This is a genomic window from Curtobacterium sp. MMLR14_002 (assembly GCF_001864975.1).
In the GTDB taxonomy this organism is placed as follows: domain Bacteria; phylum Actinomycetota; class Actinomycetes; order Actinomycetales; family Microbacteriaceae; genus Curtobacterium; species Curtobacterium flaccumfaciens.
Genome location: NZ_MJGT01000077.1, coordinates 1 through 15,981, shown reverse-complemented (window position 1 = coordinate 15,981; position 15,981 = coordinate 1). Strand labels below are relative to the sequence as shown.

Below are 15,981 nucleotides of genomic sequence, written 5' to 3'. Positions count from 1 at the left end.
AGGGGACTCCCTGCTCGGGTCACCGACGCCACGCGTCGGTGATGCGTGCGTCACGCTGCAGGGCCCGCCGGTCCGCCCCCATCGACCGGCGCTCCTCCGGGACCGCCCCGGCCATCGGATTCGGGTTCCGTGGCCGGGGCGGACTCATCACGTCTGGATCCGGATCCGCCGTCACGTCCGTGTGCGGCTCAGTAGACGTCGCGCACGTACCGCTTCGCGCGACGCATGTCGGCCAGGTACGCCTGCGCGTCGTCCTCGCCGCGCGCGCGTCCGGTCCGGATGACCTGGAGCAGCGCAGCCTCGACGTCCTTCGCCATGCGTGAGGCGTCGCCGCAGACGTACACGTGGCCGCCGTCCTCGAGCCAGGCGAACAGCTCCGCCGACCGCTCGAGCATCCGCGTCTGCACGTAGACCTTCTCGGCCTGGTCGCGCGAGAACGCCAGGTCGAGGCGGTCGAGCACGCCCTGTTCCTGCAGCTCGGTGAGCTCGTCCTGGTACACGAAGTCGGTGTCCCGGTGCTGGTCACCGAAGAACAGCCAGTTGCGCCCCGTCGCCCCGGACACCGCGCGCTCGTGCAGGAACCCGCGGAACGGCGCGACTCCGGTGCCCGGTCCGATCATGATCATCGGGGCCGACTCGTCCGCCGGTACCCCGAACGACGCGTTCGGCTGCAGGTAGACGTCGACGGTGCCGTCCGGGTCGACCCGGTCGGCCAGGAACGTCGACGCGACGCCGGCGTACATCCGGTGCGGGTCGCCGTAGCGCACCGACGCGATGGTCAGGTGGATGCGGTCCGGGTGCGCCAGCGGGCTCGACGAGATCGAGTACTGCCGCGCCTGCAGCGGCCGCAGGTTCGGCAGCAGCTCGTCGAGTCCCGGGGCGGCCGTGCCGGCGTCGCGGAGCAGGTCGAGGACGTCGCGTCCCCAGAGCCAGCGGTCGAGCTCGTGCTTGTCGCCGTGCGCCACGACGGCCGCGAGTTCGCTCGACGGCGCGCGCTGCACCAGGTCGGCGATGAGGTCCTTCGAGGGCGTCCGGATCTCACGGTCGGTCCGCAGGACCTCGGTGATGGGCCGGCCGTCGAACGCCTCGCCGCCGTTCGCGCCGACCTGCTCGAGCAGGTCCGCCACGAAGACCTCGTCGTTCACGGGCACGACCGCCAGGGCGTCGCCGGCCGCGTACTCGATGCCCGAGTCACCGAGGTCGAACTCGTAGTGCCGGATCTCCTTCGCGCTGCGCGGCGAGGAGAGCAGCCGGTTCTCGACCAGGCGTGACGGGTATGGGTTGCGCTTGTTCCACTGCGACCCCGGCCGGGAGGCACGGGTCGTGCCCGCCCCGCTGGTCGCGGCAGCACCGTCGCCGGCACCACCGCCCGTGGTCGCGCCGGGTGCGGCCGTCGCGCCGGCCTCGGCGGCGAGGCGGTCGAGGACCGCCGCGGTCCACAGTGCAGCCGGGTCTTCGAAGTCGACGTCGCAGTCGACACGGTCGTGGATCCGGGTCGCACCGAGCTGCTCGAACCGGGTGTCGAGGAGCTTGCCGGCCTGGCAGAACTCGTCGTAGCTCGTGTCGCCGAGGCCCAGGACGGCGTACTGCAGCCCCTCGAGCCTCGGCACGGTGCTCGCCTGGATCGCGTCCCAGAACAGCCCGGCGTTGTCGGGCATCTCGCCCTCGCCGTAGGTCGAGGTGACGACGAGCACGTGCGACATCTCGGCGAGCTGCTCGGGGGTGACGGCGTCGAGCGCACTGGCACGACCGCCGAGTCCGCGGGCCTTCGCGCCGGCGACGAGCTCGTCGGCCAGGAACTCGGCGTTGCCGGTCTGGGTGCCGAAGAGCACGTCGATCGTCGTCGTGGGCGCGCTGGCCGCGACCTTCTTGCCGGCGGCGGCGATGCCCGCGATGAACCCGGCGAGCCAGGACTCCTGGGCTGCCGAGAAAGGTGCGTCGACGGGGATCAGCGACCCGGTCGGGGGGAGCAGGCTCACGCGGTCACCGCCTCGGTCGGCGCCTGCGGTGCACGGCGGGCGATGTCCTCGAGCGCCGCGGTGGCGAGCAGCTCGTCGAAGCGGGCCTCGCGGACGCGGCCGTCGTTCTTGGCGTTCTGGTGCATGATCCACCCCGTGGTGCCCGGCGCGTCCATGCTGCGGTTGTTCCGCTGCGTGAGCGCGCGCTTGTAGTCGTCGAGCCGCTTGATCGCGATGAGGGTCGCGAGCTGGTCGTCGGCGAACCGGTCGAGCGTGCCGCGCAGGTACTTCACGACGCGCTGCTTGACGGAGAAGTCCTCGGTGAGCACGAGGTTCTTGACGGCCTCGGCCACCCGCGGGTCGGCGGTGCCGAACGCACCCGGGACGCGCTCGAGGGCGACGTCCTGGGCGACCCCGAGCACCGTGTACGACGACAGCAGCGAGGACATGTCCTCGCCCTGGTCGCCGAGCGCCGGGGCACGCCCGTCGAGCACCGTGCGCTGGTCGCGGTAGTCGAGCTTGAACGCGCGGAGCTTGTCGGTGGCGATCGAGGTCGCGAGCTCGTCGAGGAGCTCGGGCCGGGTCGCCGCCGCGAGGATCTCGCCGGCGTCCTGCGTGAGCAGCAGGGCACGGGGCATGCCGACGTACACGTGTGCGCGGGCGGTGTCCCACTCGGCGAGCAGCCGCTCGGCCAGGGCCGAACCGGTCGCCTCGAGGTGCCACTCGAGCAGCAGGCGGGCGGCGGCCTCGTGGAACGCACCGCGGTCGGTGTCGGTGACCGGGAACACCAGGAGCGAGTCTGTGCTGGCACGCTCGGCGACCTGGCCGGAGGGGTCGTACTGGTACAGGAACCCGCCGGACATGCCGTTGCCGAGGCCCTTGCCGAACGCGCCGAGGTTGAACACGGCGCCGCCGGTCATGTACTCGCAGCCGAAGTCGCCGAGGCCCTCGACCACGGCGGTCGCGCCGGAGTTGCGGACGGCGAACCGGTCGCCGGCCTCGCCCTCGACGAAGGTGCGGCCGCCGGTGGCCCCGAACAGCGCGAAGTTGCCGACCAGCACGTTGCCGCCCTGTTCGGCGCTGCCGCCACCGGGGGCGCGGACGATGATCCGTCCGCCGCTCTGGCTCTTGCCGACGCCGTCGTTCGCGGTGCCGGTGTGCTCGAGCACGACGCCGTCGTTGTTGAAGACCCCGTAGGACTGCCCGGCCGAGCCCTGCGTGCGGATCGTGACCGCGCCGTCCACCAGTCGGCGGCGTCCGCGGTCGTCCGTCGTCACGGCGGGCAGCCCCTGCACGTCCTCGGCGCGGAGCTCGTGGTTGAGCAGGCGCTCGAGGTCGATGCCGAGCTGGCCACCGACCGACTTGTCGGCGTTGCCGAGCAGCACGCCGTGCACGAGCACGTGCTCCTGCGCGTGGTCGACGAGGGCGGTACGGACGCGCTCGAGCAGGGCGTCGTCGGTGTGGAAGTCCTTCTCCAGGTACTCCGGGTCCGCCACGACCTTCTCGGGCACCTGGGCGAGCAGGGCACGGGCGTCGAGCCGGCCCACGCTCGCCGGGTGGTCCAGGAGCTGCAGCAGGTCGGTCCGGCCGCGGGCCTCGCGCAGGGAGCGCAGGCCGAGCCGGGCCAGGATCTGCCGCACGTCGTGGGCGATGTTGAGCAGGTACTGCGCGAGCGCGCGGGGGTCGCCCTCGAACGCCTCGGCGTTCGTGGTCAGGCCCGCCGGGCACTTCACGTTGCAGTTCTTCGCCATCACGCAGCCGAGCATCATGAGCGCGGTCGTGCCGAACTCGAAGCTGTCGCCGCCGAGCAGGGCGCTCGTGACGACGTCGCTGCCGGTCTGGTGCGCACCCGAGCAGCGGAGCGTGACCTTCTGGCGCAGGCCGTTCGCGACCAGGGCCTGGTGCACCTCGGCGACGCCGATCTCCGCGGAACGGCCGGCGTACTTCAGGCTGGTGACGGCCGCGGCGCCCGTGCCGCCGGTGTTGCCCGCGACGTTGATCACGTCCGCGCCGGCCTTCGCGACGCCGACCGCGATGGTGCCGATGCCCTCGGACGAGACGAGCTTCACGATCACCCGGACGCGGGCGGCCTTGCAGTCGTGGATGAGCTGCGCGAGGTCCTCGATCGAGTACGTGTCGTGGTGCGGCGGCGGCGAGATCAGCTCGACGCCGGGCGTACCACCGCGGGCCGCGGCGATGTCCACCGTGACCTTGGGTGCGGGCAGCTGACCACCCTCGCCGGGCTTCGCGCCCTGGCCGATCTTGATCTCGAGCTCCTCGAGCATGGGGTCGGCGAGGTAGCCGGCCCAGATGCCGAACCGGCCCGAGGCGAACTGCTTGATGCGGGAGCCTCGGATGGTGCCGTAGCGGGAGTGGTGCTCGCCGCCCTCACCGCTGTTCGACATGCCGCCGACCATGTTCGTGCCGTGTGCGACGGCCTCGTGGGCGGTGGCGACGAGCGCGCCGTGGCTCATCGCGCCGGACGCCAGGGTCCGGGTGATCTCGTGGGCCGGCTGCACCTCGTCGAGCTCGACGCTCGCCGGGGCGCTCTGCAGCAGTGCGAGCAGGGCGACGGCCGCACCGGTGGCGCGGAGCGTCACCCCGCTGTCGTCGACGGCGTCGACGTCGATCTGCCCCGGGTGGAGCAGCGCGAGGCCGTCCGCCAGGGCCGCGTGGCGCAGTGCACCCGTGGTCCCCGTCGACGTGAGCTCCAGGCGGAACCGCTCAGTCCCTCCAGGCAGGTCCTGGTCGTCCGACGGACGCGAGCCGGAGAGCCCGCGCACGGTGACGCTGGCGTTGCCGTTCGTCGAGAAGCGGCCGAGCTCGCGCGCGAAGTCCTCTGCGGTGTCGATCCCGGTGACGTCCGCGGGCAGCGCGAGCACGTCGCGGAGCGCGGCGGGGCGGCGGGACCGCTCGTCGTGGGTCGTCTGCAGGAAGGTGACGTAGCCCGGCGTGATGCGGTGCGAGTCGATCTCAGCGTCGCTCAGCCGGTCGTACCCGGTGTTCCGGTACGCGGCGTCGGTGATGCCGAACGAGTCGTCGAGCTGGCCGAGCGTGAGCAGGCGCAGCGCGTCCGAGTCGCCGGAGCGTTCGAAGGCCGGGCGCTCCTCGGTCATGCCGCCGAACCCGCGGACGCTCGCGACGCCGAACGAGTGGCCGGCGCCGTCGGAGCGTTCCTTGAACAGGCCGAGCAGCGGGACCTGGCCCTCGGACGCCACCGAGCGGGCACGCTCGTGCCAGTCCGTCGCCGCCTGGGCGATGCGCGCGAAGCCGACGCCGCCGACCGGGGCCTGCATGTGCGGGAAGATCCGCGCGAGCACGTCGTCGCCGGTGTCGAGGTAGTTCGGCTCGAAGAACTCGCCGCCGATGTAGCTCTCGGCGGTGCACAGGCCGACGCGGCCCATGGTCTTCGCCAGGGCCTTCTCGGCGGCCTTGCGGAACTGCTTGAGTGCCAGGTCGGTCGCGGTCAGCTCGCCGGCGGGTGCGGGTGCGGCGGGGTACTTCTCCTCCGCACGCAGCCGAGCGCTCAAGCTGTACACAGCGGCGGCGCCGAAGCCCAGCGCGGTCGCGACGTGGTGTGACGATGGCAGCTGACCGCTCTCCGCGACGACGGACACCCGCAGGCGCAGACCGGTCTCGATGAGCCGCTGGTTGACGGCGGCCACCGCCAGGATCACGGGGAGGGGCGCATGGGTCGACGACACCTCGCGGTCGGTCACGACCGCGATCCCGCCACCGCGCGCCGCGAACGCCTCGATCGCGTCGCACAGGGCGTCCAGCGCGCCGCGCATCGCGTCGGCGTTGGCCTGCTCGTCGGCGGGCACCGGCACGTAGAGCATGTCGAAGCGCTCGAGCGGCACGATGTCCTGCTCGCGCAGGCGCACCATGTCGAGGTGCCCGAGGATCGGCGACTGCACGACGAGCTGACGCCCCGTGGTGCCCGTGCCGTCCGGCGCGGTGCTGTCCAGCTTCGGGCCGAGGGCGACGCGCATCGACATCCCGTCGGCCTCGCGGATCGAGTCGAGCGGCGGGTTCGTCACCTGGGCGAAGCGCTGCGAGAAGTACTTCGCCATGCCGCCCTCGGTGTCGCTCAGGGCGTTGATGGCGTTGCCGTAGCCCATCGCCGAGATGCGCTCCGACCCGTTCTGCAGCATCGGGTCGAGCATGAACCGGAAGCTCTCCTGGTTCAGCGAGTACGCCACGTACCGACCCGCGAGCGACAGGTCGCCGTCGTAGCCCAGGGTGGACGTCGTGCGCTCGTAGTCCGGAGCGGGCACGTCGTCCAGGTTCACGCGGGCGGCGTCGAGCAGGGTGCCGTAGTCACGGCGGGCCGCGAGCATGTGCAGCACCTCGCCCGTGCGCATGCGGGTGCCGGTGCGGTGGTCGACGACGAGCATGCCGCCGGCCTCGATGCGGCCGCGGTGCACGACCTCGTCGGCGTCGAACTCGACCTGGCCGGCCTCGGACGACACCATCAGGTACTCGGCCGTCTCGACGGTGCGCAGCGGGCGCAGGCCCAGGCGGTCCAGGCGGGCGCCGACGACGTCGCCGTCGCTGAAGATCACGGCGGCGGGACCGTCGTTCTTCTCCTCGTACAGCGAGAAGTACTCGAGCATGTCCCGGACGTCCGGAGTCAGGGTGCGGTCGTTCTCCCACGCCGGCGGCATGAGCGAGACCACGGCCTCGACGATCTCGAGCCCGTCGTCGAACACGCGGCTCTGCAGGGTCTGGTCGAGTCGGCTCGAGTCCGACTGGCCGGGCGGACGCACGATGCTCCGGGTGCGGGCCCGCGCGAGCGCCTCGTCCGACAGCCGGTTCTTGCGGTCGGTGTTCAGCTCGCCGTTGTGCGCCATCAGGCGGAACGGCTGCGCCATCGTCGGGTGCGGCTCGGTGTTCGTGGAGAACCGGGTGTGGAAGTACAGCGTCCGGACCGAGTGCCGGGGGTCGCGCAGGTCGGTGAAGTACCCGATCACCTCGCCGGAGTTCAGCCGGCCCTTCAGGATCTGGGTCCGGGCGCTGAGCGACAGCGGGTACAGGGCGGCGTGCTCGGCGCGCTCGGCGGCTGCCTGGGCGTAGGAGACCGCCTCGATGGCGAGCAGGGCGCGGTTCGCGGCGGCGTCGACCTCGGTGCGGTCCCAGTCCGACGGAGCACGGAAGACCCACTGCACGATCGGCAGCTGGTACTGCTCGGCCTCGGGGCGCGCGACCGAGTGGTCCACCGGGACGTCACGGACCAGCAGCAGCTCGAAGCCCTCGGCCGTGATGGCGTCCGTGACGGTCTGCTCGGCACGGGCGCGCTCGTCGGTGCCGGCCGCTCCGTCGCTGCTCGGCACGAAGCAGTTCGCGACGCCGAAGTGCCCGGCGCGCAGCTGCTCGCCCGTGATGGCGCTGAAGAACTCCACCGACAGGTCGATGCTGACGCCCGCGCCGTCACCGACACCCTCGGCGGACTTGCCGCCGCGGTGCGGGATGGAGCACAGCGCTTCGTCGCCCTTGCGGATGACGTCGTGGCTCGGCGTCCCGTCGAGACGGGTGATGAAACCGACGCCGCAATCGCTCGATTCGCGGGCAGGGTCGTAGAGACCGAAAGAGGTGGGGTTCACGTGCGGGTCCAGTGGGGCGTTGCCGGCAGCGGACGGCGCGGGCTGCATCGATGGAGCGCTCGCCGCGGGCAGACCGATGGTGGCAGTCGGGCCCTGTGGGGTGGTGGTGCGGTAGGGCGATGCTACGGCTTGGTATACCGACCGTGCAACACGGGTGGCGTGGGGCGCGGCGCGGGGTTCTCCGGCTGGTGCGGGTCTGTTCGGCTGGTGCGAGGTTGCACGCTCGGTGCGAGTTCGTAGCGCTGCACGGAGCGTGCAACCTCGCACGGGATGGCCGACGCCGCACGATGCGGCGTGCCGCGGGCGCCGTGCAACCCTGCACCGGGTGGGTGGCCCGGCACGGTGTCAGGCTGCTCGCTCGCCGGTTCGGTCGCTCACCGCGATCGGCTCCGTGACCGCCGTGCTGGCGTCGGCCGCCGGGGTGGTGCCGGGTCGGATGAGCTCCGGGCGTCGGCGACCACGGAACACCCACGCCTTGAACAGCACGAACCGCACGCCGGTCGCAACCAGGTTGGCCGCCGTGAGCACCGCGATCTCCGCACCGTGCGAGGCTCCCGGCACCGACGCGTGCAGCACCACGAGCGACCCCGACGTGATGGCCCAGGCGATGCCGAACACGACCAGTCCCTGCACGTGGTGACGACCCGCTCCCGCACGGCCCCGCACCCCGAACGTGAACCGCCGGTTCAGTGCGGTGTTGCCGATCGCCGTGACCAACAGCGCGAGGAAGTCTGCGGTCTGGGCGCCGATCGCCAGCCGGAACAGGGCGTACAGGGCGGCGAACGCCAGGGTCGAGAGCACCCCGATCGCTCCGAACCGCAGGACCTGCCCCAGGAACCCCACGCTCGGTGGGGTGAACGGCTGCCGACCGATCGCCGCGTAGACCGTGCTGATCGGCACCCGCCCGGTGGCGATGTTCCTCGACACCCGCCACATGCCCTTCAGGTCCTCGGTCGCGGTCGACGCGATGTGCACCGAGGAGTTGACGTCGTCGACCCAGTCGACGGGGACCTCGTGGATGCGGAGTCCCGCGTGCTCGGCCAGCACGAGCAGTTCGGTGTCGAAGAACCACGCATCGTCCTCGCACAACGGCAGCAGGTGGTCGGCGGCGGCCTTCGTGACCGCCTTGAACCCGCACTGCGCGTCCGAGAACGACACCCCCATCGTCGTCCGGAGCAGCAGGTTGTAGGAGCGCGAGATGAACTCCCGCTTGCTGCCGCGCACCACGCGCGACGAACCGGCGAGCCGGGTGCCGATCGCCAGGTCCGAGTGCCCCGACAGCAGGGGTGCCACGAGGGGTTCGAGCGCGGCGAGGTCGGTGGACAGGTCCTCGTCCACGTAGACGAGCACGGCCGCCGGCGATGCCGCCCAGACCTCCTTGAGCGCGCGGCCCCGGCCCTTCTCGGGCAGGTGCACCGCGTGCACGCCGGGGAGCATCGCGGCGAGGTCGTCGGCGATCCGGGCGGTGTCGTCGGTCGAGGCGTTGTCCGCGATCGTGATGCGCCACGAGTGGTGCAACGACGTCCGGCAGAAGGTGTGGAGCCGTCGCACGTGGGCGGCGAGCGTGTCCTGCTCGTTGTAGCAGGGGACGACGATGTCGATGTCGAGGGGCTGGTTCGTCTCCGTCATGGCGCTCATGCTCGGCAGCGGGGCTACGGGGGCCGAGGCAGGGCGCTGTGGCCCGGGTAAGAACGAACACCACGTGAACGCAGCGGACACGACACCTGTTGTCCGGATACGTTCGACGCACGATGACGACCGAGCGCGACGACGCACGACGGACGGCCGTGCTGCTCCCCGGGGAGCGGCTGGGGCTGGCGCTCGACGAGCGGTGCCCGGAGTTCACGGAGCTGCTGCTCGCGCCACCGTTGCACGGCATCCGACCCGACGGGCACGACTGGCTCCGGCGTCGGTACGAGCAGATCGTCCCGCTCGTGCTCCCCGCGGCACTGCGCGCGGTCGAGCGTGGGGAGCCGCTCGACCCGGAGTGCCTGGTGCGGCTCCGCGAGGTCGCAGCCGCCAGCGCCGACGACCCGCAGGTCGACGTCTCGGTCGTGCTCCGCGGCGCCCTGCCCGCGATCCGTGTCTTCGCCCTCGTCATGCACACGGCCACCCGCGAGCACGCGACGACGATCGACCACGCCGGCCGGACGATGCTCGCGATGAGCCGGGCATCACTCGTGGCGCACGAACTCGGCTCGTGCTGGGCGGAGGCCTGGGCGCAGCACCGCGGAGGGGCGTCGGCGGACCCGACGACAGCACTCGGCACCGACGACATCGACCTGGTGGCATCGGCGCCCGGCCTGGACGAGACCGAGGAACGGATGCTGGCGCTCGCCGCCCGTGGGCTGTCGAATGACGCCATCGCCAAGGAGACCGCCTACAGCCGACAGGCCGTTGCCTGGCACCTCGGCCGGCTGATGAAGTCCTGGAACGCGCCGAACCGGACGGCGCTGGTGTCGGTCGCCTTCGTCCGGGGCTGGATCCGGTCTCGGAGGGACTTCAGGCTGGCTGCACGCAACCGGCCGTCGGCGATCGAAGCGGCGCAGGCGGGCGACGACGCTCCCCCGAGGCTGACAGCACACGGCGACGCCCCCTGAGACCGAGGTCCCAGGGGGCGTCGCCGACGAACGGAGGAGTCAGCCGCCGTTGACGTGGATGACGTTGTCGATGCGCTCGATGTTGCCGAACACACCCCAGTTCAGCCAGCCGCCGTCACCGTTGTTGGTGACCTTGCCGGGTCCCTTGAACCAGTAGATGACGTAGTTGCCACCCTTGATGTCGATCGACTGGGCGTCCGCGACGTCGCCCTCGACGGTGATGTCCTGGTTCTTGTTGACCACCGCGACGGTGAGGCGGTCGGGGTTGCCGGCGTTCCAGTAGCCGACGTCGAGCGCCGCCTGGACGGCACCGCCGCGGTCGCTCTGGTCGTTGACCGCGTCCTTGATCGCGTTGACGATCGCGACCGGGTCGAGGTTGACGTTGACGCTGCCGCCGACGGACGACGAGGTGCTGGGCGGCGCCGGCTCGGCGGCCTGCGCGGGGGCTGCGACGAACGCCCCGGCGATGACGGCGCCGCCGAGGGCGGTGCCGGCGAGGAGCTTCACGGACTTGCGCTTGAACGAGTTCATGATCGTGTTTCCCATCTCTGCAGTGGTGACCCGTTCGGGTCGTCTTGCTCGGACAGGACCCAGCCTGCGTGCGCTCCGACGCGGATGCACGCGACGGGGCTCGACGTTGGTCGATCGTCTGACGATCCGGACGACGCCCGGTTTTCGTGCTCAGCGACACCTCACGCGGTCGGCTGTGCGTGAGGTGTCGCTGAGCGCGTGAGAACGCGTCCGAGCGGCCCACTCAGCCGCGCTCTCGGTCAGCGGGGCAGCAGGATCTGCACGATCGCGACGACCACGAGCGCCGCGATCGGGACGCCCGCGATCCAGGCGCCCGCCCGCATCTGCGTCCGGCGGATCGTGGGCGGTGCGTGCGAGGAGCGCGCGAACTCGGTCGCGGCCACGAGCTCCGGCGCCGCGGCGGGCGGTGCGGGCTCGGGCTGGGGGCGGTCGTCCTCGAACGCCGGGACCTCGACCACCAGGTCGGCGGGGTCCGGGCGGCCCGGGAGTTTGTCGTACGCGTTCGTCACGGTGCCTCCTCGTCCGGCGTTCTCCGACCAGTATGCGACCGGGACGGCACTCGGCGAGTAGGAGATGTTGAAGGCGGTCGCGGCACCCGACGTCTTCTGCTCACGAAGCGCCCGAGGCAGGCAGGTCCACGGTGAACGCGGTCCGGCCGGGCTCGGACGCGACCCGCACGATGCCGCCGTGCGCCACGACCACGGCCCGCACGATCGCGAGCCCGAGGCCGCTCGTGCCGTGCTCCCGTGAGCGCGAGGCCTCGCCCCGGGTGAACCGGTCGAACAGCGTCGGCAGGGACTCGGCGGGGATCGGCGGCCCGTCGTTCGCCACGACGAAGCGGACGACGGCACCGTCAGACGCAGACGCAGACGCAGACGCAGACGCCGACCGCGACCCTGGCACCGACTGCAACGACACCACGACGGCAGTCCCCGGCGGCGTGTGCGTCCGGGCGTTGGTCAACAGGTTCGTGACCACCCGTCGGAGCTGCACCTCGTCACCGGCCACGAGCACCGGCTGGTCGTCCACGATCTGCAGCGTCCACCGGTGGTCCGGCGCCGTCGCGCGGGTGTCCATCGTGGCGTCGACGACGAGCGACGTCAGGTCGACCGGCTCGCGGACGACCTGCGACGCCGGCGCCCCCGACGCCAGGGCCGAGGCGTCGAGCCGTGCGAGCAGCAGCAGCTCGTCGACGAGGTCGCCCATCCGGACGGCCTCACGTCCGATCCGTTCGACGTTGCGGTGCACGGCGTTCAGGTCCGAGGTCCGCTCGGACAGCTCGGCGTACGCCCGGACGGTGGCGATCGGGGTCCGCAGCTCGTGGGAGGCGTCGGCGACGAACGTCCGCATGCCGGCCTCGGCGTCGCGACGGACGGTGAGCGCCCGGGCGACGTGACCGAGCAGCCGGTTCAGCGCGTTGCCGACCTGCGCGACCTCGCGGTTCGCGCGCAGGTCGGAGTCGGAGACACGGACGGGGATGTCCGGGTCGCCGCGTTCCAGGTCGAGTGCGGTCACGCCGGACGCCACCGCGGCGACGCGTTCGAGCGGACGGAGCGATCGACGGACGAGCACCGTGAGGGCCCACGCGGCGACGGCGAGCCCGAGCACCGTGACGACCCCGATGACGAGCAGCAACCGGGCGATCGCGGCGTCGAGGTCACCGAGAGGGAGCGCGGTGACGAACACGTCGCCGTCATCGCTGACCGCCTGCGCCCGGTAGTCCCCGAGCGCGCCGAGTTCAACCGTCACGGGGTCGCCGCCGGTCTGCACCGCGGCGAGTGTCCGCTGCTGCGTCGCGGTCAGACGGCGCTGGTCACCGTCCCCGTCGGTGTAGCCACCGAGCACCAGGTCGCCGTCGCGGACGATGGCGATGACCGTGCCCGCCGACTGCCCCGGCGCACCGATGAAGGCGTTGTCGGGATCCGGCAGATCATCCGAGTCCGAGGACGAGGACGAGGACGACGACGAGGACGACGACCCCGGCGGCGGCCCGGAGGCCCCGGGCGGCGGTTCCGCCCCGTCCCGTCCGCCGACGGTCCGCATCGCCGCCGTCGACAGCTCCGCGTCGAGCCGGTCGACCAGGTACCCCCGGAACGCGACGACGGTCACCGCCCCCACGACGACGTTGGTCGCCACGAGCAGCAGGGCCACGGCCGCCACGATCCGCCAGCGCAACGACGGCACACGCCCGGTGCGCCCGGGCCGGCTCACGTCGCCGACCGGAGCACGTACCCCGCCCCACGGACGGTCTGCAGCATCGGCTCACGTCCGGCGTCGAGCTTCTTCCGCAGGTACGACACGTACATGTCCACCAGGTTCGACGACGTGCCGAAGTCCATGCCCCAGACGCTCGCCAGCAGCTGCTCGCGGGACAGGACCCGGTTGGCGTTGCGGGCCAGGTGTCGCAGCAGCTCGTACTCGGTCGGGGTGAGCTCGATCGGGTCACCGGCACGGCTGACGGCGCGGGCGTCCTCGTCGAGCCGGAGGTCCCCGACCACGACCTCGGCGCTCGCCCCGGCCGCGGCGACCCGGGCCGAGGTGCGCGCCAGGATCCGGGCACGGACGAGCAGCTCCTCGATGCCGAAGGGCTTGGTCAGGTAGTCGTCGCCACCGCCGGTCAGCCCGGCGAGCCGGTCCTCGGGGGCGTCGCGTGCGGTGAGGAACAGCACCCGGACGCCGTCGCGGGCGTCGCGGAGCCGTTCGAGCACCTCGAACCCGTCGATGTCCGGCAGCATCACGTCGAGCACGATCACGTCGGGCTGGAACTCCCGGGCCGCGAACAGCACGTCGCGCCCGCGGTGCACGGATCGCACGGCCCAGCCGTCGCCCGCGAACGCCAGGGCGACGGCCTCGGCCAGGGCGTGCTCGTCGTCGACGACGAGGGCGCGGACGGGGGAGCCGTCGGTGCGCTGCAGCGGGGTGCCGGGCATGTCCCGGAGCCTATCCACCGCGCCCTCGTCGCCGGTCACTTCGTACTGCTCAGGTCGTAGACGGTCTGGCCGCCGACGGTCGTCGACTCGTAGTTCGCTGCGACCCACTCCTGGATCGCCGACGCGGTCGACGAGCCGCCGCCCATGCCGCCGCCGGAGCCGGACGACACGTAGTACCCGATGTCGCCGTCGGCGACGTACGCCTTGAACTGCGCGAGCGTCGGTGCCGGGTCGCTCGACCAGCCGCCGATCGCCATCACGGCGGTGTCGGTGTCGAGTTCGAGCTGCGCGGCCGACTGCGATCCGTTGACCGCGGCCGCCCACTTCGCGTCGGATGCCTCGAGCAGCTCCTGCAGGGCGGACGAGGTCGACGCACCCTCGCCACCACCCCCGGCCTGGAGGCTCGTCCCCGACCCACCCTCGGAGGTCGCGTCGTCCGTGCCGTCCTGCCCACTGCCCGGTGCCGTGCCGGACGTGCCGTCCGGCATCTCCGGCGCCTCGCCGGAGGCGCCCTCCGGCGGGGTCCCGCCGGGACCCTGCTGGGAGTCGGACGTGCTGTCGGAGCCGCCGTCGTCGGAGCCGGAGGTCGACCCACCCGGTCCGCCCGTGCCTCCCGGGAAGCCACCGGTGCCGCCGCCCATCCCACCGGAGCTGCTGCCCGCCGGACCGACGCTCGGGATCGAACCGGAGTGCGCGACGGTCGTCGTGGCGAGGGCGTAGGCGGTGGTGCCGGACAGGCCGAACAGGGTGCCGGCGAGGATGCCGATCGTGACGAGTCGGCGCAGCGACGGCACGCTGCCGATGACGATCAGTGCCGCGGACAGCAGCCCGCCGGCGAGCATCACCCAGCGCAGCCACGGCAGCCAGGTCGGGTTCTCGTTGAGCAGGCACCAGCCCCAGAACGCGGTGACACCGATCATCGCAGCGAGGCCGAGGCGGCCGACGAAGCGGCCTCGTGCGTGCCAGAGCAGGGCGCCGCCGGTACCGACGAGTCCGGCGATGGCCGGGGCGAGGGCGACCGTGTAGTACGGGTGGATCGTGCCGGACATGTACGAGAACACGAGTCCGGTGACCAGGAGCCAGCCACCCCACAGGACCAGCCCGGCGCGTGCGGGATCGGCCAGGTGCCGACGGCCGACGACGACCAGCCCGACGACCAGGGCGATGAGCGCCGCGGGCAGGAGCCACGAGATCTCGAGCCCCATCTCGGACGAGAACAGGCGGTTCAGGCCCGTCGAGCCGCCGAACGAGCCTCCGGCGGTGCCGCCGGTCATGCCGCCGCCTCCGCCGCCGTTGCCCGAGCCTCCGAAGATCCGGCCGAGGCCGTTGTAGCCGAACACCAGGTCGAGCACGGTGTTGTTCGTCGAACCGCCGATGTAGGGGCGGGACTCGGCGGGCCAGAGCCACACGGCGACGACCCACCAGCCTGCGGCCACCACGAGGGAACCGGCGGCGACGAGCAGACCGACCACACGCCGGCCCCAGCCGGTGCGGGCGGCGAACAGGTAGACGAGGCCGAAGGCGGGCAGGACGAGCAGGCCCTGCAGCATCTTCGTCAGGAACGCGAACCCGAGGGCGACCCCGGCGAGCGCGATCCACTTCCAGCTGCCCTTCGGCAGCGCCCGCACCGTGCAGTACGCCCCGGCGGTCATCAGCAGGACGAGCAGGGCGTCCGGGTTGTCGAAGCGGAACATCAGCGCCGCCGCCGGGGTCGCTGCCACGACGAAGCCCGCGAGCAGCGCGCCGACGTTCGCGGTGGTGGCACCGAGTCGGGCCAGGGTGCGGCGGACCGTGCCCCAGACCAGGGCGACGGAACCGACGGCCATCAGCGCCTGGGGGAGCAGCAGGCTGGTGCTCGAGAACCCGAACAATCGGGCCGACAGCACCATCACCCACAGCGAGGCGGGCGGTTTGTCGACCGTGATGAAGTTCGACGAGTCGAGGGAGCCGAAGAAGAACGCCTCCCACGACTTCGTGCCGGCCTGCACGGCGGCGGCGTAGAAGCTGTTGGCGTACCCGGAGACGCTGAGGTCCCACAGGTACACCACGGCGGTCACGGCCAGGAGCGCCCAGAACGCCGGCCGGAGCCACCGGGCGTCCTCGCGCTCGCCGAGGAACAGCCGGGCGAGGGGCGGGCGGCGCCGATCCCGCGCGGCACTGCGCGCGGGGTCGCGTCGGTCGGTCACGGGTATCGGGTACGTGGTCATGTCGATGAGCATCCGGGGCGTTCCCCGACTGCTGCACTGCGCCGGCTATGCGCGGGCTAAGGACGCACGGTGCGCGGTTGGCCGGCGGGCGGCGGCGCGGCGCACGGTGCGGTGTTGTTCGGTCCGTGCGGGGTCGCCTGCTCGGTGCGCGG

9 protein-coding genes are annotated in these 15,981 nt (G+C 72.2%); 1 reads left to right on the top strand and 8 read right to left on the bottom strand.

Annotated elements, in window-relative coordinates:
- Nucleotides 1-188: 188 nt before the first annotated feature.
- From BIU91_RS14765 to BIU91_RS14755, 3 genes are all read right to left on the bottom strand, one after another.
- Nucleotides 189-1,979 (bottom strand): sulfite reductase subunit alpha, encoded by a 1,791-nt coding sequence (locus BIU91_RS14765; RefSeq protein ID WP_071406094.1) that lies wholly within the window; start codon nucleotides 1,977-1,979, stop codon nucleotides 189-191.
- Entirely contained in the window at nucleotides 1,976-7,561 is a 5,586-nt protein-coding gene (locus tag BIU91_RS14760) for a glutamate synthase-related protein (protein WP_071406093.1), read from the bottom strand. Before BIU91_RS14760 ends, BIU91_RS14765 begins: the two co-directional genes overlap by 4 nt.
- Before the next feature lie 345 nt (nucleotides 7,562-7,906).
- Nucleotides 7,907-9,190 carry a bifunctional glycosyltransferase family 2/GtrA family protein gene (locus BIU91_RS14755; protein ID WP_366556899.1) on the bottom strand — a complete coding sequence of 428 codons (1,284 nt, stop codon included), beginning with the start codon at nucleotides 9,188-9,190 and terminating at the stop codon, nucleotides 7,907-7,909.
- 122 nt (nucleotides 9,191-9,312) lie between these two features.
- Here BIU91_RS14755 and BIU91_RS14750 point away from each other — a divergent pair, with 122 nt between their 5' ends.
- Nucleotides 9,313-10,161, top strand: a complete 849-nt coding sequence (locus BIU91_RS14750; protein WP_071406091.1) for a helix-turn-helix transcriptional regulator — start codon at nucleotides 9,313-9,315, stop codon at nucleotides 10,159-10,161.
- Nucleotides 10,162-10,200: 39 nt separating this feature from the next.
- Here the strand turns inward: BIU91_RS14750 and BIU91_RS14745 are convergent, their stop codons facing one another.
- From BIU91_RS14745 to BIU91_RS14725, 5 genes are all read right to left on the bottom strand, one after another.
- Nucleotides 10,201-10,707, bottom strand: coding sequence for a hypothetical protein (locus tag BIU91_RS14745; RefSeq protein WP_245165815.1), 507 nt, complete (start codon nucleotides 10,705-10,707; stop codon nucleotides 10,201-10,203).
- 224 nt (nucleotides 10,708-10,931) lie between these two features.
- On the bottom strand, nucleotides 10,932-11,201 hold the full coding sequence (locus tag BIU91_RS14740) for a hypothetical protein (RefSeq protein ID WP_071406090.1): 270 nt from the start codon (nucleotides 11,199-11,201) through the stop codon (nucleotides 10,932-10,934).
- Between the two features lie 100 nt (nucleotides 11,202-11,301).
- Entirely contained in the window at nucleotides 11,302-12,903 is a 1,602-nt protein-coding gene (locus BIU91_RS14735) for a HAMP domain-containing sensor histidine kinase (protein WP_071406089.1), read from the bottom strand.
- On the bottom strand, nucleotides 12,900-13,622 hold the full coding sequence (locus tag BIU91_RS14730; protein WP_071406088.1) for a response regulator transcription factor: 723 nt from the start codon (nucleotides 13,620-13,622) through the stop codon (nucleotides 12,900-12,902). The genes BIU91_RS14735 and BIU91_RS14730 overlap by 4 nt, the downstream gene beginning before the upstream one ends.
- A gap of 35 nt (nucleotides 13,623-13,657) precedes the next feature.
- Nucleotides 13,658-15,829, bottom strand: a complete 2,172-nt coding sequence (locus tag BIU91_RS14725) for a glycosyltransferase family 39 protein (protein WP_253183776.1) — start codon at nucleotides 15,827-15,829, stop codon at nucleotides 13,658-13,660.
- Between the last annotated feature and the right edge of the window lie 152 nt (nucleotides 15,830-15,981).

Excerpts from the sequence above, each read along its gene's own strand:
- BIU91_RS14745 (WP_245165815.1), bottom strand. The coding sequence starts at position 10,707 with ATGGGAAACACGATCATGAACTCGTTCAAGCGCAAGTCCGTGAAGCTC.
- BIU91_RS14725 (WP_253183776.1), bottom strand. The coding sequence starts at position 15,829 with ATGACCACGTACCCGATACCCGTGACCGACCGACGCGACCCCGCGCGC.
- BIU91_RS14730 (WP_071406088.1), bottom strand. The coding sequence starts at position 13,622 with ATGCCCGGCACCCCGCTGCAGCGCACCGACGGCTCCCCCGTCCGCGCC.
- BIU91_RS14755 (WP_366556899.1), bottom strand. The coding sequence starts at position 9,190 with ATGACGGAGACGAACCAGCCCCTCGACATCGACATCGTCGTCCCCTGC.
- BIU91_RS14750 (WP_071406091.1), top strand. The coding sequence starts at position 9,313 with ATGACGACCGAGCGCGACGACGCACGACGGACGGCCGTGCTGCTCCCC.